The organism is Hymenobacter sp. GOD-10R (genome assembly GCF_035609205.1).
GTDB lineage: Bacteria > Bacteroidota > Bacteroidia > Cytophagales > Hymenobacteraceae > Hymenobacter.
The window spans coordinates 3,216,037-3,235,373 of the sequence record NZ_CP141184.1; the positions used below are offsets into that span (position 1 = coordinate 3,216,037).

16 protein-coding genes and 1 riboswitch are annotated in these 19,337 nt (G+C 57.9%); of the genes, 8 read left to right on the forward strand and 8 right to left on the reverse strand.

From position 1 onward, the window contains the following. Positions 1 to 56: 56 nt before the first annotated feature. Together SD425_RS12830 and SD425_RS12835 are read right to left on the reverse strand one after the other, a co-directional pair. The gene (locus SD425_RS12830) at positions 57 to 1,397 is read right to left on the reverse strand and encodes an SWIM zinc finger family protein (RefSeq protein ID WP_324679173.1); all 1,341 of its coding nucleotides are present in this window, start codon (positions 1,395 to 1,397) and stop codon (positions 57 to 59) included. Positions 1,398 to 1,644: 247 nt separating this feature from the next. Further along, positions 1,645 to 2,253: a hypothetical protein gene (locus tag SD425_RS12835; protein ID WP_324679175.1), complete on the reverse strand. Its 609-nt coding sequence runs from the start codon at positions 2,251 to 2,253 to the stop codon at positions 1,645 to 1,647. 97 nt (positions 2,254 to 2,350) lie between these two features. On the opposite strand from SD425_RS12835, the gene SD425_RS12840 reads away from it, so the two are divergent. Further along, entirely contained in the window at positions 2,351 to 3,559 is a 1,209-nt protein-coding gene (locus tag SD425_RS12840) for a DUF4394 domain-containing protein (RefSeq protein WP_324679177.1), read from the forward strand. A gap of 25 nt (positions 3,560 to 3,584) precedes the next feature. Here the strand turns inward: SD425_RS12840 and SD425_RS12845 are convergent, their stop codons facing one another. The 5 genes from SD425_RS12845 to SD425_RS12865 form a co-directional block, all read right to left on the reverse strand. Continuing rightward, positions 3,585 to 3,869, reverse strand: a complete 285-nt coding sequence (locus SD425_RS12845; RefSeq protein ID WP_324679179.1) for a hypothetical protein — start codon at positions 3,867 to 3,869, stop codon at positions 3,585 to 3,587. 68 nt (positions 3,870 to 3,937) lie between these two features. Beyond that, positions 3,938 to 4,291: a DoxX family protein gene (locus SD425_RS12850; protein WP_324679181.1), complete on the reverse strand. Its 354-nt coding sequence runs from the start codon at positions 4,289 to 4,291 to the stop codon at positions 3,938 to 3,940. After that, positions 4,288 to 4,809 (reverse strand): hypothetical protein, encoded by a 522-nt coding sequence (locus tag SD425_RS12855; protein ID WP_324679183.1) that lies wholly within the window; start codon positions 4,807 to 4,809, stop codon positions 4,288 to 4,290. The genes SD425_RS12850 and SD425_RS12855 overlap by 4 nt, the downstream gene beginning before the upstream one ends. 116 nt (positions 4,810 to 4,925) lie before the next feature. Continuing rightward, the gene (locus tag SD425_RS12860) at positions 4,926 to 5,552 is read right to left on the reverse strand and encodes a hypothetical protein (protein ID WP_324679185.1); all 627 of its coding nucleotides are present in this window, start codon (positions 5,550 to 5,552) and stop codon (positions 4,926 to 4,928) included. Positions 5,553 to 5,557: 5 nt separating this feature from the next. Next, positions 5,558 to 6,061, reverse strand: a complete 504-nt coding sequence (locus SD425_RS12865) for a sigma-70 family RNA polymerase sigma factor (protein ID WP_324679187.1) — start codon at positions 6,059 to 6,061, stop codon at positions 5,558 to 5,560. Positions 6,062 to 7,032: 971 nt separating this feature from the next. Then, positions 7,033 to 7,124: riboswitch (SAM riboswitch) on the forward strand. Between the two features lie 921 nt (positions 7,125 to 8,045). Between SD425_RS12865 and SD425_RS12870 the strand changes: the two genes are divergently transcribed. The 5 genes from SD425_RS12870 (at position 8,046) to SD425_RS12890 (ending at position 15,806) form a co-directional block, all read left to right on the forward strand. Beyond that, positions 8,046 to 10,988, forward strand: coding sequence for a TonB-dependent receptor (locus SD425_RS12870; RefSeq protein WP_324679189.1), 2,943 nt, complete (start codon positions 8,046 to 8,048; stop codon positions 10,986 to 10,988). Between the two features lie 12 nt (positions 10,989 to 11,000). After that, the gene (locus tag SD425_RS12875) at positions 11,001 to 12,662 is read left to right on the forward strand and encodes a RagB/SusD family nutrient uptake outer membrane protein (protein WP_324679191.1); all 1,662 of its coding nucleotides are present in this window, start codon (positions 11,001 to 11,003) and stop codon (positions 12,660 to 12,662) included. 75 nt (positions 12,663 to 12,737) lie between these two features. Next, a complete protein-coding gene (locus SD425_RS12880; RefSeq protein WP_324679193.1) occupies positions 12,738 to 14,222 on the forward strand; it encodes an arylsulfatase in 1,485 nt (494 codons plus the stop codon). 320 nt (positions 14,223 to 14,542) lie between these two features. Continuing rightward, entirely contained in the window at positions 14,543 to 15,241 is a 699-nt protein-coding gene (locus tag SD425_RS12885) for an ankyrin repeat domain-containing protein (RefSeq protein WP_324679195.1), read from the forward strand. A gap of 163 nt (positions 15,242 to 15,404) precedes the next feature. Continuing rightward, on the forward strand, positions 15,405 to 15,806 hold the full coding sequence (locus SD425_RS12890) for a hypothetical protein (RefSeq protein WP_324679197.1): 402 nt from the start codon (positions 15,405 to 15,407) through the stop codon (positions 15,804 to 15,806). A 90-nt stretch (positions 15,807 to 15,896) separates the two neighbouring features. Here SD425_RS12890 and SD425_RS12895 read toward each other — a convergent pair whose 3' ends face one another. Next, the gene (locus SD425_RS12895; RefSeq protein WP_324679199.1) at positions 15,897 to 16,088 is read right to left on the reverse strand and encodes an Arm DNA-binding domain-containing protein; all 192 of its coding nucleotides are present in this window, start codon (positions 16,086 to 16,088) and stop codon (positions 15,897 to 15,899) included. A 317-nt stretch (positions 16,089 to 16,405) separates the two neighbouring features. On the opposite strand from SD425_RS12895, the gene SD425_RS12900 reads away from it, so the two are divergent. Beyond that, positions 16,406 to 16,831: a hypothetical protein gene (locus SD425_RS12900; RefSeq protein ID WP_324679201.1), complete on the forward strand. Its 426-nt coding sequence runs from the start codon at positions 16,406 to 16,408 to the stop codon at positions 16,829 to 16,831. Positions 16,832 to 17,344: 513 nt separating this feature from the next. Further along, positions 17,345 to 19,315 carry a hypothetical protein gene (locus tag SD425_RS12905; RefSeq protein WP_324679203.1) on the forward strand — a complete coding sequence of 657 codons (1,971 nt, stop codon included), beginning with the start codon at positions 17,345 to 17,347 and terminating at the stop codon, positions 19,313 to 19,315. Positions 19,316 to 19,337 lie beyond the last annotated feature (22 nt).

Genomic DNA, 19,337 nt, shown 5'->3' on the forward strand with positions numbered 1-19,337 from the left:
GTTGGCGTCCGCAGTAACAACTGGCTGACGCCGCAGGTATCGGGCTGGCTAGCGGCCTACCCAAACCGCAGTTGCGCGGCCAAGATGTGCTTACACGGGCCGCGCTGGCCTTGGTGGCTGGAGTACCACTGGCAAGTGCAGCGGGCCGGCTCAGCCCCACCTAGCACCACGGTATGCCACACATCGGTACCGCGTACGCGCACCTCGGTGCGACCTCCGGCGCCCACGCCCACCAACTGCACATCGTCGGCCTCGGCGAGCAGGGCACGAGCGTTTTTTAGGCGCGGGTTCAGGCTGAGGATGCGCTCGGTTTTGAAGGGCAAGCGGCGGTAGAAGTATTCGTTTTCGCGCAGGTCGAAACCAAGCAGACCTAGGGCCGAGAGGTGGGCACACAGCCGCGTTACGGTGGCCGGGCTTAAGTCGTGCGTTAGGCCGAATAGGGTAGGGTTGAAGGTTTCGTTGCTGTGAAAGAGGTTGTTGGCGCCCGCCAGCCACTCGGCAGGCAATTCCTCCGCCAGCGTTTCGAGCTGGGTGCCCTCGCCCGAAAAGCCCCGGTTTACTTCGGCCGACAAGGCCAGCAGAAACTCTTGGCCTCCACCTAGAGTCAGCAGCATGGCACTGGCTTGGCCGTCGGGGGTGGCGTATACGCGCACGGTTTCACCCAGGGGCAATAAGCCTTCGAGTAGGCGCAAGCGGTGCGCGCCGCCTACGCGCACGGCCCCGGCGGCCGCTACCGGCGCGAAGGTGGGTCGCCCGCCGCGCAGCACGAGGTACGTATCGGTGCGGGAAGTGCCGGCGGGGAGTGAATGCAGTAGTTGCGTAGCCTGCACGCGACTCATGGTCAGGCGTTCCTCCATGCGCGAGAGGTAGTCTTGAGCGGCTGTTAGGCCGCGCAACCAGCGCTCCGGCAGCGTCACTTTGCGCTCGGTAACGTGACCGGCCGCGCGCTCCAAGGTCACTTCCTGCTGTCCCACGCTCAGGCGCACCGGCTCGGTGCGGCTAATGCGGCTGAGCGCATTAATCATGGGCTCGTTGAAATCGACGTTGGTGGTACCGCTCTGCACAAACTCGCCGTCGAGCGCCGCCGGACCTAGGTCGAGGCGGGCGTACACGCCGTTGCACGACGAAAAAGCCTCAAAGCGCAATCGTCCCGCGCCCGCCGTCACGATGGGGTCGCGCAGGGCGGCGCTCTGCGGTACGAAGCGCGAGGCCACTACTTTGGCTAATGTGGTTAGCCCACGGGCGGTCAGCCAAGGGTCGCGCAACTGTCCGCGAAAAAAGCAGGCGGCGCCCGCAGTGGGGGTGTTTTCGGCGTAAGCTGCCAAGAGCAGCGCGTCGCCTTCCGGGCGGCGGGTCAGGGCCGAGGACTGGGCGTAGGTGTAAGCAAAGTCAGTCATAGGGGCACGCGGAGAAGAGTGAATACTGGTTGTCACCAGCTACCAGGTACGTTATTTACACACTGCAAGTATGCAACTAAGTTAATGTATTTACTAACTTTTTTAGCTAAAAGTTTTACTAATTTATTTGGCTTGTGATTTTAGCAACAAGCGCCGCGCTACGTCAACGTAGATTTCGGATTAGTACAAAATCACAGCCTTGGGCTGCGACAGGTTTAAAACAGGCTGCGCTACTTAGCAAGAACGGTTAGGCAGTCTTCGCTTGGCGCAACTGCCTCACACCCGCGGCGCCGCGGTAGATAGCGATGCCCAGGAAAATGCGCACCACTATGCCGGCCGTGCCTTGTCCGCTGCCGAGCAGTAGCACACCGTCGATTACTAATAAGGTGAGGGCGGCATAAAAAGCCCACCCAGCTAAGCGGTACTTGCCCAGCCAACCTAGGCCCGCATATAGCAGTGCCTCCACCAGCGTACCCCAGCCAAACCCAAGCTGCTCCAGCAACTCCACTCGCCCCAGCATGGCCCCCAACGACAGCGCCCCATTTAAGCCCGCAACGAGCATAATGGCCGCAAAGGCAGTCGTAACCTGCGTCTGCGGGTCGTTGACGGTGCCACTCAGGGGGCGGTCATCTACCTGGAAGTCGAGGCCTTGCGCGCCAAATTTCTGTTGTAGCCGCACCAGCAGCCGGCGGCCATCGGGCAAATGAAATTCATGACCGGCTTTCAACTCGGCGGGGCTAAGGCGACCTAGCTCTTGACCCTGATAATTAAGTTGGAAATCACGAAAAAATAGACGCCAACTCGCCGTTAGAGCTTCCGTGCGGGCAGAGTCGAGGTAATACGTTTTGGTAGGCATCGAATGAATTAGAGTATACTTATATAGCCTAAATGTACAGATTGCGAGGAAGGCTAAAGCTGCTACCGGGTTGCTTACTTTTCGTACAGCTGAACTTATGGCCAAAACCATTCGCCCCATTCGCTGCCCGCAGTGCGGCAGCCCCGATAAGAGTACGCTTGGCTCCGACCTATTTCGTTGTAACGCCTGCCAAACGGAGTACTACCTCGACTCCGACGATATAACGGTGCACGTGCGCCACCACTACGCCGCGCCGCCAGTAGCACCACCGGCACGGCGCCCACCCTTGTCCTGGGGCCAACGGGTGGGCATCGGGCTGTGTGGGTTGGTGGCCGTGGGGGCCATTACCTGGTTGGTGGTACTGCTCACCCGCTCAGCCCAACCGTTTCAAGCGGCCATTCCGGTGGCCAAGCCGACCTTCTATCTCACCAACTTTGTGTACGCTGATGCGCGTCGGCAGCCCGTGTACGTGACGATCCGCACTGATGCGCCGCGCTGGGGTAGCGACTCGACGACCTGGACGGCCGTCTTTTTCGATGCTCGTACCGGCCGCCTGCGCCGCGAGCAGGAGCTTTTGCCCCTAGGTCGGCACCCCGACGAGCACCTCTTTAGCTGGCATACTTTCCCGAATGGCCACGTGTACGTGCTCCACGACCAGGCTACATTGTACCGGATTGATCCGCGTACCGATCAGCTCACCGACGTTAGCCAACGCTTGCTCGCCAACCAACCCGCCGCCAGCAGCGGCGTGGCGCAGTTTGCCTTCGACACTGACCACGAAGCGTTGCGTGTGCTCACCAATGAGGGCCAAACCCTCTATTATCGACCCACCACCGGCCAGCTTTTTACCAACGGTGAAGCTTTGTACCGCGCGGCCGACCGGCAACAGCCGCCACAATTTTTCTACTTCGAACAAGCTTCAGGCGACTTTCAAGCGGCCTCGCGCAGCCGCCTGATCCGGAGTCGGGCTGCCGGGGAGCTAGGTCGCTTCGATACGGTTGCTGTGGCGCCTGGCCGCCGCTACTTCGATGCCCGCGTGCTCTATCAAGATGCCACGACGCTGCTTGTTCTTACCGCCACAACACCCCGGCGCGAGGGCCCACACCTGCTGCAACGCCTCAGCGTGCCCGATGACCGTATTCTGTGGAGCCACCCTGCCAAGTCCTACGATTTTCAGGAAGTGGTGCGTATTGCCGATGGCTTTGCCCTGCACTACCGCGGCGGCCCCGACTACGCGCACGGTGCCCTGCTGCTAGCCAACGACGGGCACGAAATCCGCGACTTTCAACGTAAGCGCATGGAGTAATCGAAAAGCTAGGTGCCACGCCGGGCTAGTGGGTTTGCTTGACGTACGTTTCCGTTTCGGGGGCACGGTCGTTCCAACCCGCCCAGAACGACTTGAGCACCAGCCGGCGGCCATCGTACGACACCACCTGGTACACGTCGACTTTCGGTGGACAATTGGGCAGGTCGCGCTCGGTGCTGCGCGTGAAGAAGGTGTGCTGGTCGAGCCAGGTGATTTTCAGGGTTTGCGGGGCTTGGCAGGCTATTTCGTTGCGCCACAGCACTGTGCCCTTACCCTGAAACTCGAACCCGGCGCAACCGGAGCCAGCCAATACGAAGGAAGCGGCCCGGCGGTCGACTGTACGTAGCCTTTTCCGCTGGTCCCGTAGCCACTAGCGGGCTACGGCCAGCGTCCCCAAGTGACGGCGAGCGCGCCGACCAGCATCAGCAGCAGAAAAGGAACCGTCCCAAAGTCGCGGCGTTGGGTGTGGACGGCCACTGCCGCGGCCAGCACCACACTCATCCCGGCGGCAGCCAAAGGCGTGAGCACCGGCCATAGGCCGGTGAGCGCTGGTCCGATGATCCCGACTGCTCCAAGTAGCTCCACCACCCCCAGTCCCCGTAGAAAGGCGAGTGAAAAATACGCCGGTGCCAACTGACGCACCTTCGCGGCTGATAGCACTAGCTTCAGCGCGCCAGTCAGCAAAAACAGTCCGGCTAGCAGCCACTGCCAAACCCATAGAGCCGTATTCATGCTCCTGCTGTTGAAGGCTGACGGAACCTGCAGCCAGGGTACTGCCCCGTCCGCTTTCGACCAATCAGGCCGCCGAGTAAGATACCCGCCACGTTCGCCGGTGAGAAAACCAGCGCATCGGGCAAGCCGCCAATGTCGCACGCGCGGTCATCCAAGGGGTATGCCAGCCGGACTGGCTGCCTATTTTTCCTCGGCGCCAACCGCTTGGGCCGGTTCAGCAGTCCGGCCGCCAGGGGGTAGGTTGACGGGTTGGTCTCACACTGGTCGTAGCGCGTTACCTGGTAGCCCTGCTTTGCCAGTGCTCGGTGGGCACCGGTGCCGTCAAAGAGCAGGGTGCTTTCTTGCAGCGGGCTGGCTAGGTGCTTATCAGCCAGCGTCCTCCCAGGGCTGGCCACAGTACCGGACGGGGCTCGTGCGGGCAGGCCCACGACTAGCACCCGCGACCGGAATTGGGTTCGTAAGTGAGGAAGGGGGAGGCCCCACCGGGGCCTGTTGCGAAACAGGGAGAAACATTGCATTGGAGGGCGATTAACGTTGGTTTTACGAACCAGTACCTACTTGCCTTTGAGGTAGGCGCTTGGCGGCAGCGCTCTGCCAGGCAAGTGACCAAGACGTCATTCGGTGAAGCGGTGCGTTATTGGGGCGGCCTGTCGGTATCCAACTCTTTCTGCAAGGCCGCCAGGCGCTGTAGCGGTGCGGCAAACTGATGCTGGTTCTCCCAGCGCAGGGCTAGGTAGAAAATGGCAACGATTAGCCCGACGAGCCAGAGTGCGGGACCCAGTGAGTGGGTAATAGCCGGCACCCAGCCGACCCGGATAAATACGGCCACTACCACCAGCGCCGTTACGGGCGTCGCCACCACATCAAAGCGCTTTTTGAAGCGAAAAAACTGCCCTAGCTGTTCGGACTGCTGGGCTATCTGCGCGGCGAGAGTACCTGGGGCTGCTGGCGGGCCGAGAAGCGGCCGTTGAGCGAAGTCCCGAAATTTGCGCCAGAAAACCGTTGTGAACGGCAGGTATAACGCGATACCCACGCCACATACCAGCAGCGTTCGAGCATCGAACCGATACCGCCAGCCCACATATGCCAGGCCAGTATACACCATGGCCTGCCAGATGGCACCGCCGACTACGTAGCGCCCCACGCGGCGCTGCTCGCGTCGGTGGCGCGTCGTGACCAGTGTGCGTAGGTCGGCGGCGGGTAGGGGAGCCGGCGGAGGGCAGCCCCAGGCGGCTTTTAGGGTTTCCAGTTCGTTGCTCATGCTGATCAGCGGGCCTCGGCGCCCACGCGGGTCTGTTCAAGTTTTTTACGGATGCGGACTAATCGTACACTCACGTGGCTCACGCTCAGACCCGTGACCGCGGCAATCTGCGCGTAGGGCTGCTCCTCTAGGTAGAGCAATACCACAGCCTTGTCCACGGCCGAGAGCTGCTCAATGGTGGAGTAGAGCACGCGCAGCTGTTCGGCTTCAGGGCCCTCTGGCGGCGTGGCCAGCGTGCGCACCCAGTCCTCAAGCGGCTCGGCCACCGGCCGCCGCCGGCGCTGGCGCTCGTAGGTTAGGGCCGTGTTCAGGGCCACGCGGTAGAGCCAGGTCGAAAACTGGGCGGTGCCCCGGAAGTGGGGGTACGCCTTCCAGAGCTGGTAGAGTATTTCCTGCTGTAGATCCTGCCTCTCCTCGGCCTGCCGACCATAGAGGCGGCACACGCGCTGCACCAACCCCAGATGCGGGTTGAGCTGGGTCAGAAAGGCTGTTTCGAGTTCCTGGTGCATGGGGCGGCGTACCGAGCGGGGTGGGCGTCTACTTACTTAGTCGTCGAAGTCCGCGAAAAACTACACGATGCGCCCGATTTATTACCGCGCGGCAACGGACTCCCCCAGCTAGGCTAGCTAGAGTTTTCTAGAGGTTCACCAGGAGGCAGCTTTTCTTAGGATGATCCGGGGTATATATTAGTATCCCTAGATTTCGTGAACAACTAGGCTAGACTCGGGGAGCTAAAAAAGGATGTTCTCGTGAACAAAAGGCTGCTGATGGCTAGGCGGTTCAGCGCAACCGCCCTCTCGCAGGATGTGAGCCATTTCACGGGCCAGGTACAGCACACAGCTGAAGTGGTGTTGCCACAAGGTGGCACCAAGGGTGGCGGTGCGGTCCAAGCAGGAGCCTCACGCTGAGCCATCTCTGCAGCGCCGGGTGTAGCTTGGCATCGAAGAGCATGTGCCCCGCGGCCAGGCAGTAGGTATCGGCCCGAATGCTGCACACCAACACGCGCTCGATACCGAGCGCCTTAGAAATGCTCGGTAACCTGCACCAGAGGCAGGTAGCTCTGTTTGACAAACACGCGGTTCGCTGGGGTCAGCGGCTCGTCCTGAACGGCGTGACGGCTTCGTCGCGCCGTAAGGATGGAGTAATTAGCTGGTCCACCCAGTTTCATACCGTTGAGCCGGCGATGTCCGCAAAATTCCGCGTCTTCCGAGATTGATGCCCAACGCGTGGGCGGCCGCTTGGGTTGAGCGGCTTTCTTGGGCTAGGCACAGGACCTTGGCTAGGAAAGCGGTATCGTGTTATCCATTCATTGGGCGACGTAACACTCTTTTTGATAGTCATCACAGAAGGAAGCTACATTCTTCTGCTATGCGGCTAGCTCAGACCACCGTTGAGGAGCCGGATCAAAGAATAAAATTTGAATTTTAAAAAAATCCGCCACTACATTTACAACACCAATTCTTTCACCTACAAAGGATTGTTTTTATACAGAGGCGCGGAGAGACAGGCTCGACGAAACGCCGGCAACCCCCGGAAACTCCGGAACGGTGCCAAGTCCTGACCATATAAAGACAACAACACCGTGAATTCGTTCAGCAACCTCCCCGCTAGTATCTCCAACCGCCTCGCTGTACAGCATGGGTGTTGTGGCATGATGCGTGGTTCCGTCTGTATGCCGACGGTGAGCCAAGGCTGCTAGGGCGGACACCAGCTTCTTGCTTCCTTTTTTGTAGCTGCTCACTGCGCTGCTAGGCCTGCTGTGGCTTGCTATAGGTTCTAGGCAATTGCTCTGCGGGGTTGCATCACTTTTCCTGCAGTGGGTTGGTGGGCTGTCTTAGTTACCGCTTGGCGCTGTCCCTGCTAACTGAATGAGCTGGTTGCCATAACGAAAATAGCCGAAATCTGCCCTTGATGGTAGTATCCGGCGTCTTTGAGTGCAATATGCCGGCGCTATCAGGAAGACGGATGAGTGGTGCACGGGCGCAGAGGTTGCAATCAACTGCTACTAGACAAAGTGTCCAGCGGGCAGGTAGCGGTTGACTTCGGAGCGCCGGATATCGAGCAGATCGTTGAAAAGCCAAGCCGCCAACGCTCATTACGGCTCGCACAAAGTTTTTTGCTTCTACCCGTGCGCCACCCCTAGTTCACTTATTGAGAAGGACGAGCACCGACTTTCCACGCTTAGGTAGTTCTCTCTACTCCATTCGAAAGCCACTTTCAAACGGATTCCCACGCTGTGCGGCCTAGCCAGACTACTTCTCCCATTATCACATTCCTTACTCTATGAACAAACCAGTACACAAGCTAGGATACGGCAGCCTGCTGCTTACGCTGCTAAGTGGCTTGCCATTACACAGTCAAGCACGAGAGCTGGCAGACGAACCATACGTGCCAACAGAGTCTGAAAACGCTAAAATAGCTCGGGTGGGGAGCAGAGCGGTCCTACATAATCTGAGAGAACGGCATGCAGCGGATATCCTTTCTTTCAATTTCGTGGCGGAGGTAGACCAAACGGTAAAAGGCCGGATAACCGATGAAAAGGGCGAGGCTTTGCAGGGTGTGACCGTGCTTCTGAAAGGAACAACTAATGGTACTGCTACGGGAGCCGATGGCAGCTATTCGCTAACCGTACCGGATGGGGGCGGCACGTTGCTGATTTCCTTTATCGGCTACCAAGCCCAGGAGGTACCGCTCAGCAACAGAGCCACCGTCAACATCACGCTGTTGCCGGACACCAAAGCCCTCGAGGAAGTGGTGGTAGTGGGCTACGGGGTGCAGCGCAAATCCGATCTGACTGGCTCGGTGGCCAGCGCCGACCTAGAGGCATTTCGCGAAGCTCCTAATACCAACATTGCGCAGTCTTTACAAGGCACGGTACCTGGGCTAAATGTAGGCCAAGTGAACTCGGCCGGCGGCAACCCCACCATTCAGGTACGCGGGGCCAATACCATTAATGGCAACGCCAATGTGCTGATTGTATTGGACGGTATTATCTACAATGGTTCGCTGGCCTCCATCAATCCGGATGATGTGGCCTCTATTGATGTGCTGAAGGATGCCAGTTCCACAGCCGTGTACGGTGCGCAAGCGGCCAATGGGGTGCTGCTCGTTACCACCCGCAGGGGTAAAGCTGGGAAGACGCGCATTGCCTACACCGGCTCGTATGCCACGCAGACGCCTAGTGTGAACCTGCGCCCGCAAAACCGCGAGGAGCTACTACAGCGCATCCGCGACCTGAATTACACCCAGGCATATCTCGCGCCCGAATACACAACCCCGAATCCGAATTTCGACCTGACCAAGTTCGTGGATCAAATCCACCTGAACGCGGATGGTACTATTCGCACTGCCGATTTCAACTGGTGGGATGCGGCCACTCAGCGGGGGGCCATCCAGGACCACCAGCTTAGCATTTCGGGGGGAAGCGAGAAAACGACGTACCTCGTTTCCGGAGGCTACACCAAACAGCTCGGCTACATCATCAATGACAAGTTCAGCCGCAAGAGTGTGCGCATCAACTTGGAAACCCAAGCCACCAAGTGGTGGAAGATTGGCGCGCAGACGTTTGGCTCCTTCAACGATTTCAGCGGCGAAGAGCCGACCCTGTCTGATATCGTGCGCATGTCGCCCATGCACGAGCCCTACGACGAAGCCGGCAACCTAATTCCTTTTCCTACCGGAACGGGGCAGGCGAATCCCTTTCTAAGCTCCGACGTGAGCGACTCCGACAAGCGCATGACGCTGTTCGGCAACTTCTACTCCGAACTCAGTGCTCCTTTCCTCGAAGGCCTGACGTACCGGCTCAACTTCGGCAATAACTACCGCACCAACAATCACTATTACGCCAGTCGGTGGGCGGCGGGCCAAACCGGCCAGGCCTATAAGGACCTAGATACGAATTACGACTACACGCTCGACAACATTCTGACCTATCATAAATCGATTGGCAAACATGAGTTGACGGCCACCTTGCTCTACAGCGCCATCGAGCGGCAGTATTCCCGCACGTACGCCAACGCCACGGGCTTTTCCAACCTTACGCTAGGGTATAACAGCCTGGAACAGGGCACCAACCAGTTCACGGCTTCCGATGCGTGGGAGGAGCAGCTCAACGCGCAGATGGCCCGCCTCAACTATAAGTACAACGAGCGGTATTTGCTGACAGCCACCGTGCGCCGTGACGGCTTCTCTGGCTTTGCTGCCAACGAGAAATACGGGATTTTTCCGTCGGCTGCCTTCGGCTGGATCCTCACGGAAGAACCCTTTTTCCGATTCGCGCCCATTAATTTCCTCAAGCTAAGGGCGGGCTACGGCACAAATGGCAACCTGACCAGTCGTTACTCGTCGCTGGCCCGTTTGGAGCCCAGTGCCGCGTACGTGTTCGGTGATGGGGGCACCACCGTGTTCGGGCAGCAGGTCAGCACGTTGGCTAATCCGAACTTAAAATGGGAGTCGACACGGGGCCTGAATGCAGGGCTGGACTTTGTGGTGCTGAAGAACCGGATTTCGGGTAGCCTCGACTACTATAACAACCGCACCAACGACCTACTTTTCGACGTGGCGTTGCCGACTGTCTCAGGCTTTTCGTCTATTCGCACCAATGTAGGCAACCTCAAAAATGCGGGCTTGGAGCTAACGCTTACCACGCAAAATATTGCCGCCAAGAATTTAAAATGGAGCACCACGTTCAATATTTCCGGCAACCGCAACAAAATCATTAGGCTGGTGGGAGCTGATGCCAACGGCGACGGCAAGGAAGACGATTTGGTGAGTAGCAACCTCTTCATTGGCCGCTCCATCGGTACCATCTACGACCTAAAACCCAACGGCTTCTACCAGGTAGGGGATGATATTCCGGCCGGCTATTATCCGGGCACATTCCGCATCGTGGATGCCAACGGAGACGGCAAGATTGACCGGGCCGGTGACCGGGTGTTCTTAGGGCGTAAGGAGCCCGATTATCGCACCAGCCTGCTCAACACGGTGGAGTACAAGGGCTTTACGTTTCGGGTGTTTCTGAACGCGGTGCTGGGTGGCAACAACAGCTATATCGCCGCCAACAACCCCGCCAACAATATCGGGGGGCTGCTGGATGTGCCTTCGAAGCGGCTCAACTACCTGAATGCCCTTGATTTCTGGTCTCCCTCCAATCCTAACGCCCTTTATGCCCGTTCTGCCGTTGCGCCGGCGCTAGCGCCGGGCGTGTACCAGAATCGCAGCTTTGTGCGCTTGCAGGATATTTCCCTGGCGTACCGCTTTAGCGGCACCATCATCGACAAGCTGCACGCCGACAACCTGAGCGTGTTCGTTAGCGCCAAAAACCTTTACACCTGGACCAACTGGGTGGGCTGGGACCCGGAAACCGAACAAGGAATAGACGACTCCGGTCGGCCCGTGCTCAAGGGCTACTCGTTGGGTCTCACCGTCGCATTCTGATCGATTTATACCATGAAAAACCTAGCTAAATTATCTCTGCTCCTGCCGTTTCTGGTTCTGGCTTCCTGCAACAAAGATTTTCTGAACGAGCAGCCTGCCGATTTTCTCAGCGCCCAAAACGGCTACGTAACCTATAAAGACTTCAACGCGGGGGTAAACAACCTCTACAAGCTGGTGCGCGCGGAATTCTATACGTCCAATGAAAATAACCCCATGGACTTCTTGTATGGAACCGATATAGTATTCGATGGCCAACCCAGCATCCGGCGCTTTACGAACCACGCCGCTACGCTGGATCCGTCGGGCGATATTCCGTTGGCGCATTGGCGGGATTTGTACAAAATAATTTCGGAAACGAATACCCTGCTCGCGCGCCTACCCGCCGCCCAAATGAGCGACAATGAAAAGCTTCTTATCGAAGCGCGGGCGAAGTTTTTTCGGGCATTTTCCTATCGCACCCTAGCCTACCTGTACGGGGGTGTGCCGATCGTGCTGGAAGAACTCTCCGCGCCAAAATACAACTTCGTGCGCGCCTCCAAGGCGGCCGTACTCAGCCAGGTCATTGACGACCTGACGTTTGCTACCACTAATCTGCCGGGCATCACGCAGGTGCAGAATGGGGAAATAAGCAAACCTGCTGCGCAACACCTGCTAGCCGAAGTGTACTTGGCAACCGGCGACTACAACAACGCCATTACCACGGCCACGGCCGTCATCAACGACCCTAATGTGCGCCTGATGCGTAACCGGTTTGGCTCGCGCTCGAGCGTGACGCCCGGCGATGTGTACTGGGACCTATTTCAGGTTCGAAATCAAAACCGCAGCTCAGGCAATACGGAAGGCCTGTGGGTGGTCCAGTTTGAAACCGATGTGCCGGGTGGTTCGGCCTTGTCGACTGCCCGAGCCGGCACCGCCCCCTACGAGCGGCACCACGGCCCCAACCTCATCGATTTTCGGTTGGGCAACCTCTTGCCGTTCCGCTGGCCGACCGGGGATTACACGGGCGGCCGGGGCATCGGCTGGGCTGTGTCGACGAAGTACTTCAGTAATACCATCTGGGCCAGTGACTTCACAACCGACCTGCGGAATGCCAATCACAATTTTGTGCGCGTTTACACCTACAACAACCCGGCTGTGCCCAGCCTATTCGGTCAAACGGTGTCAGCCGATGCGCCCCCGGCGGGCATCACTGTGCCGAGCCGCTCGTTCTACGCCTACCAATCGAAGGTAACCACGCCCTTTACGCATCCGGCTAACCTATACGCCAATGCGGCCACGTTCCAACTCAAGGACATTGCCGGCGGGACCTATACGGATCAGTACATGTTCCGGCTGGCGGAAACTTACCTCATTCGCGCGGAAGCCAACCTAGGTAAGGGCGACAAAGCCGCGGCCGCAACCGATATCAACGTAATTCGCAGCCGCGTCAATGCCAGGCCCATAGCCGCCAACGACGTGACCATCGACTACATTCTCGACGAGCGGATGCGTGAGCTTGGCATGGAAGAGAAGCGGCGCCTGACGCTTATGCGCCTAGGCCTGCTGTATGACCGGGTGAAGCGCTTCAACCCGTATTACGGCGACATTCAGGTGAAGCACAACCTGTTTCCAATTCCTTTTGCGGAAATCGAGCGCAACCGCGAAGCCGTATTGGAGCAAAATCCGGGGTATTAATACTTTCATTAGATCATTGAGCCAAGAACCAATAGGCTGCGAATGGTGCAATCAATTAACTGCTTGCTTAACTATATGATACAACGAACAACCAACCGACTACCTAGGAAAGTGACCCACTGGCTCGTGGTGCTGCTAAGCGTGGGGGCCGGCCTCGCGTTCGGCCAGTTGAAACGCCCCGCGAAACGCCCCCCTAACATCATTTTTATTGTGGCCGATGACCTGGGCTACGGGGAGGTTAGTTGCTATGGGCAGCAACGGTACCAGACCCCGAACATCGACCGGCTAGCCAGTGAAGGGCTGAAGTTTACGCAGGGCTACGCAGGAACGGCCGTCTGTTCGCCCTCCCGCTCGTCGTTCTTCACCGGCCAGCACACCGGCCACACGCCTGTGCGCGGCAACCTCGCGGTGCCGCCGGAGGGACAATATCCCCTGCCAGCATCGAGTCGCATCATTCCGCAATTGCTCAAGCAAGCCGGCTATGCTACTGGGTGTTTCGGTAAATGGGGCTTGGGCGGACCAGGGAGCAGTGGCGACCCGGTAAACCAAGGAATTGATGAATTCTTCGGTTACAACAGCCAAACGCTGGCGCACAATTACTACCCCTACTACCTCTGGCACAACCGGGAAAAGATTATGCTCCCGGAAAACCGCGGGAGCCGCTCAGGCACCTACGCCCCAGAACTAATTCAGCAGCACCTGCTGGCCTTTATCGAGCAGCATCAGGCTCAGCCCTTTGCCGTCTTCATGACCACTCCGATTCCGCACGCCGAGCTTGTCGCACCGCCGGCCTATATGCAGCAAACCATCGGCAAATACGGTCCGGAAAAACCTTACATCGGCCCCGATACTAGCCTAGCATCCTTCACCAAGACGGGCGCTTACCTGTCGCAGCCGCACCCACGGGCCGCTGTGGTGGCCATGATGCAGGTGTTAGACGACCAAGTAGGGCAAATCATGCACAAGCTCAAGCAACTTAATTTGGATGATAACACCCTGGTTATCTTCACCTCTGATAATGGCCCTTCTGCCGAGGGGGGTAAAGATTTAGCGTATTTTAACAGCAGCGGGGGGCTGCGAGGAGCAAAACGGGATTTGTACGAAGGCGGTGTTCGGGTGCCCTTCATTGTGCGGTGGCCCGGTCGGGTGAAAGCCGGAACCGTCACCCCGCAGCTCGCCGCTTTCTGGGACCTGTTGCCCACGTTCATGGACGTAGCGGGTCTGAAAACCCCGGCTGGCATCGATGGTGTTTCACTGCTGCCCACCCTTACCGGGCTAGGCAGACAGCAGCAACATCCCTATCTGTACTGGGAATTTTATGAGCAGGGGGGCAGCGTAGCCGCTCGCTGGGGAAAGTGGAAAGCTGTCCGCCTGAACATGGCCACGACGCCCAATGGGCCCATTGAGCTTTATGACTTAACTGCCGACCCCAGTGAAAAGCACGATGTGGCGTCGCAGCACCCGGATGTAATCGACCATTTTGCACAAATCTTCACCAAGGAACATGTGCCGTCGCCGGTGTTTCATTTTCAGCCAAAGAAAGCAGCCGCCGTCGAGTGAATTATACCAAAGCGTAGACTAGCCGTGCATTAGTACAGAGAACTGCTTAGTATTTGCGCTAGAGGTAAGTGCTTAGACAGGTGAAATTAATATATACTTTTATGAACACTTAGAACATTCATCTATACGGCCTAGAAAACGCGGTTGCTCCGGGCTGTTTGTCTTAGGTAAGCTGAACACCGCCGCCTACCTCCTCTAACCGGTAGAGCAGAACGCGTAAATACATACAAGCACCTTTCCTATGACAGCGCCCACGGCCAACGCCTGCCCGTTGTATGTTAAGGCTCACGCCTAGCACTCCACTCCCTGTTCTAGCCTGCATGGCCCGCGCAAGTCAACGCTTTCTGATTCTACTCTGGTCCTGCACGTTCGGCGCAATGGCGCTGGGATCGATGGTCGCTTATGGCGAGCCCCTGTACTGGCTGAGTGGGGTTCTACTGTGGGGCAGTGGGTTCTTCACGTTATTGGTTCAAGCGCCTCACCTCGCTCTCACTCGATCAGCGAGGGTGACGTGGTTACGTTACTTGGTGGGGGTTGGAGCGCTGGGCGTTGCCTTCTGCTACTTCGCCACCTCCCTTGCATTCTTTACCGGGTGGTTTATGGGCCTGTTCAGTGTGTTGCTACTGATTATCCCCCAAAGGCGAACTGGTCGGCTGGCGCTACTTATGACAACTGTCGGCTTGGTTGTACTGCCCTGGGGTGTTTTATGTCACACCAGTCTGCTGCCTTCTATTGCCGCTGGTAACCAGGCACACCTGCGCGTGCTGCTAACGTGCGGCGCGGACGTGAACGAACTTCGCCAGCACGATACTCCTTTGATTGCTGCTGTTCGCCTAGGCCGGGCCGATCTGGTAGAAATGTTGCTGCGTCATGGCGCGGACCCGAATGGACGCAGCAGCGCTTTTATGAATGCAACGCCCGTCTTGTTCGATGCCGCTCGGCTGCCAGCCGAGAAGCACCGCGTGCTACAACTGCTGCTGGAGTATGGTGCCGACTCAAACCTGACGAATGGTAGCTAGGCAATGCAACCATGGCGCGGCCGCGGTGCTCTTCTGTTTAGGTGAGTTTATCTCTTCCTATTTTCCTAAGACCACGATTCATGAAAGTGCTGCCAGAGCTTTGCTAAGGGGTAGACGACCAATCCCACTTTTTGTTCTCATTCATTCTTTTATCTCTGCTTCTATGCGCACCTGTACTTGCCTTCACCACTTAGCCGGCTTCGGCCTGCTACTCTTCTTAGGGTTCAGCGGCTGCACGGCCGAGGATACCGTTTGCCCTGCAACAACGACCGAGTGCAGCGAACTCGTCACGGTGCGTTTCTGTGCAAGCTATGGTGATAGCCCCACGTGCGTGGCCAATCACACGACGCTGCAAGTAGCCAGTAGCTACCCCGGGTTGCCAGCTGGCTACCATGTGTTGCCGGTGGGCGCAGAGTGGCGGGCCTATCAGGCGCGGCAAGTGAACGGACAGGTGCTGCGGGTAGGTTTTAAGCTCGGGCCTGCGCTACCGCCCAATGTGGATGGCCTCAGAACCGCTACTATCACCTGCTTGGAAACAGCGGAGGAGCAATCGTTAGGTAAGTAGTAGATCGGGGGCAAGATGTAGTCAGCTTCACGTGGCCTCGTACAAGAACCCGACTCACCCGTTCCCTCCGTGGGGCAAGCGGGCGCGTGCCTAGAGCAACTTTAAGAATGAACTGGTATCGATACTCGCCTGGCTGGTACCACGGCGCTTACCATTTTTCGGATTCCACTCACTGGGGAGTAAGCAGAACTTGGTGGAGTACTCGCTATGCTGGCCGTGGATGGTGATACGCAGGGAGATCGGCGCGTGGCCGGCTGTTTTGGCTTTGTGCTTTTTTGCCAAAACAGCAGCTCCATCGGAAGTGAATGTGACCTGTTCCCGTGCCGCAGGAATAGGGCGGCCGGGTATTGCAGGGTGAATAGATGATCGATTTTGGAATCATAGAAAGCGTACTAATCCGTAACAGCACGAGAAATCGGCAGTAGGGCTAAGGACATACGAACCCCAGCACCGGTTTTAGCCGGGCTGTGTTTTGGCGTTTTTCACAGTTCTATAGGGATGAGGGGAAGGGCGAGGGTGTGCTGCGAGGGGTAACCGGAAAGGTAACCACGCTTTTTCGACTGCTCCTTACTACGTGGTGGCGGCTTACGAACTTACTCGTGCTCTTCACGCATACAATCAAGCACGAGCTGTCTCCTCAAGCGCCCACGAAACAGGCGCGCCTAGCGCACCGACAATATTTAGGAGCTGTACGCTCCGATCAAGGTCGGGTGCTCTTTTACGTAGTTACTGAATTTTACACCGTTCCGGCCGCGCAAAGCGCGCATGGACATAGCCGTGTCGTCTTACTCGCGGTCCAGCAACGCCCGGCTGGGCAGTATGTGGTCGACCTGCCCGGGGAGCTGCCCTATCAACCGGAACGCAACACACTTTACTTTCGCTATCAAGATACCCAGCAGCGCTGGCTGGTGCATACCCAACGGCTCAGGACGAAGATGCCGCGTACTATATGCGTCGAACCGGCCACCAACTGCTTCTTGCTGGAAATGCAAGTCGCTCCCTCTTACAAGCATCAAGACGAGTAAGTGCTTCATCAACGACACTCCGTAAGCAATACACGGGTCGATAATTCTGGTTTAGAATACTACGATCGAGTTTGTATCATTTCACAAACGCCCTCCCAAGAAATGATACATCAGCTCATAAGTCAGGCTGATTATTATGGTTGAGCTTGTGTCATTCAGCATTAGTGTATGTTGCGCGTCTGATTCAGGCCTGAATTATCCTGCCTCACCTGGGAGCATAGCTGGCCTTGCTTTGGCAAATAATTGGTTAGGTGCTGGTTATCGAGCGCATGCCTCCACTTTAAACGCGCCCTGACATGAACGGCTAACACTATGTAGCTAGCCGTTGCGTGGCTTTCAGTTGGCAATCTTACCTCCCTGCGTTCTATCTTCGGCTGCCCTGCGGTGGGCGTCAAGCTATTCCTAGATACCCTCTTATCACCTACCCTTACGCGTATGATTTGTTTAGGCAGACTACTGGGAGCGGTGCTTTGGTGCCTGCTCCAGTTGAGCTTGGTTCCCGCGAGGGGCCAAGTGAAATGGCCCGCTACGCAACTGCTTCCGTCCTTCCACAAGCCGGCCAAAACGCAGGATCTAATCTATCTGCGCGAAGCGCCTTCCCGGTGGCAAGCCGAAGGTTCATCGCTTAAGCACGGCACGGGACGCAGGGAAGGTGACGGGTGGCTTTGCCAGTCGGGCAGGGACGAGCCTAATCAGCCTATGGTGTATGGGCCCTTGGTGTACGGCCCCTATGCCACCCGTATGCCGGCCGGACCCCAGGTAGCCGAGTTTCGCTTGCAGGTTGACAACAACACGGCCACTAACGATTCGATCGTAGATATCGACGTTCGAAATGTAACCACGGGCCAAACGTTGGCCACGCAGACGCTTACCCGGCGGCAATTCCCCCTCGCCTCCGACTATACCACCTTTACGCTGCCCTTTGTCCTACCGGTGGCCGATCAAGTCCTAGAATTGCGCGTGTTTTGGCGTGGCACTTCCTCCACGAAGGTGGACTGGGTGGGACTACAGCACAATCCATCGGCGGCCGAAATGTATTTGTTTGCCTCGCTGAAAGGTCTCGTCAACCAGAAACAGCCGCGCATCTTCTCCTACGAAGGTGACGCCTTCGCCGAGGGACCCTATACCTGGTTGGAGTCGTTGGGGTTGCTCTGGTCTGAACCCGCCGATAAGTGGGACCTGATCACCAAGTACCGGCACGAGCTAGCGGGCCTGATCGTGTATGATCCCGCGCAGCTGCACACCGTGAACCTGGCCACGTTGCTGGCCAAGGATAGAAAGGCCCTGATTGCCTCGCCCGACCTTGTCTCCCGGCTCACGGCTGCTCCCTATAACTTGCCAGTCTTGCTGGACTTGCGCGGCCAGTTTCGCAGCAAGCTGCAGGTCTATCAGACCATTTACAACACGTATTGGCCGACGCTTGATCATCGATTGCTGATTGGACTGAATCCCGAGGCCCACAAAGCCGCCTTACGGGAGTATGCCACGGCGCTCGGGGCGGCCGTGATCTGGCTCGACCCACAAGTGGCCGGCGAGAGTGAACTGCTCAACCGCTTCTTGGCCGCCATGCCAGCGGGCGCGAACGTGATGGGGTGGTGGCCCGAGGAACAACCCGGCGTGGAGCGGGCCTCCGGCTATGGCCTAGCCACCATCGCCAGCGATTACGCCACCAACCTGACGGTGCATAGCGGGATGCCCCGGAAAATAACCCGGAAGCCTATCCCGCCGAAACCCGCCCTGCAAAACAAGATCTACGTGGCCTTCATCCTAAGTGACGGCGACAACTTACAATACGTCGAGCACCTGATGCGTAAGCTGTGGAACAACCCCGACCGCGGAGCGGTGCCGATGGGCTGGACGCTCTCACCGGCTATGGTGGATGCCATGCCGGGCGCCTTGAACTACTACTGGCAAACCGCGACGGCCAACGACAACCTCGTTTCGGGCCCTTCGGGCTACGGCTACGCGTATCCGAATAGCTTTCCCAATCAGCTTGCCTTGGACCAGTTCGTGGCCAAAACCGAGGAATACAATCGGCGGGCGGGCTTGCGGGTAGTCACGGTTTGGAACACGATCCGTGGGGGCATCAACGAGCAGGTCGGTCGGCGCTTTGCCGAGAAAGCCCCCTCTTTGCTGGGGGTGACCGGCCAAAACACAGGCGGGGGCCTGACCATCTACCAGCAGCGGTTGCCTGGTCTGGCCCTATCCTGCAATTACTGCACAAGCGAACAAGCCATGAAAGACCACATTGCCACGGCCGCGGCGGGGTGGGATGGCCACGGGCCGCGCTTCGTCCTAATCCAGGCGCAGCCCTGGACCAACGTGACCCCCACTACGTTCAAAAACGTGGCCACTTCGCTCAACGCTGATTATGTGGTGGTGCGGTCCGACCATCTTTTTCAACTGATCCGGCAGGCCAACGGCCTCTCATTGAACCCGAGCAGCAAATCCGCGGGGCGCGCCCGGGTAATGCAACCTCGTTGACCGGGCGCGCCCGCCTAAAGCT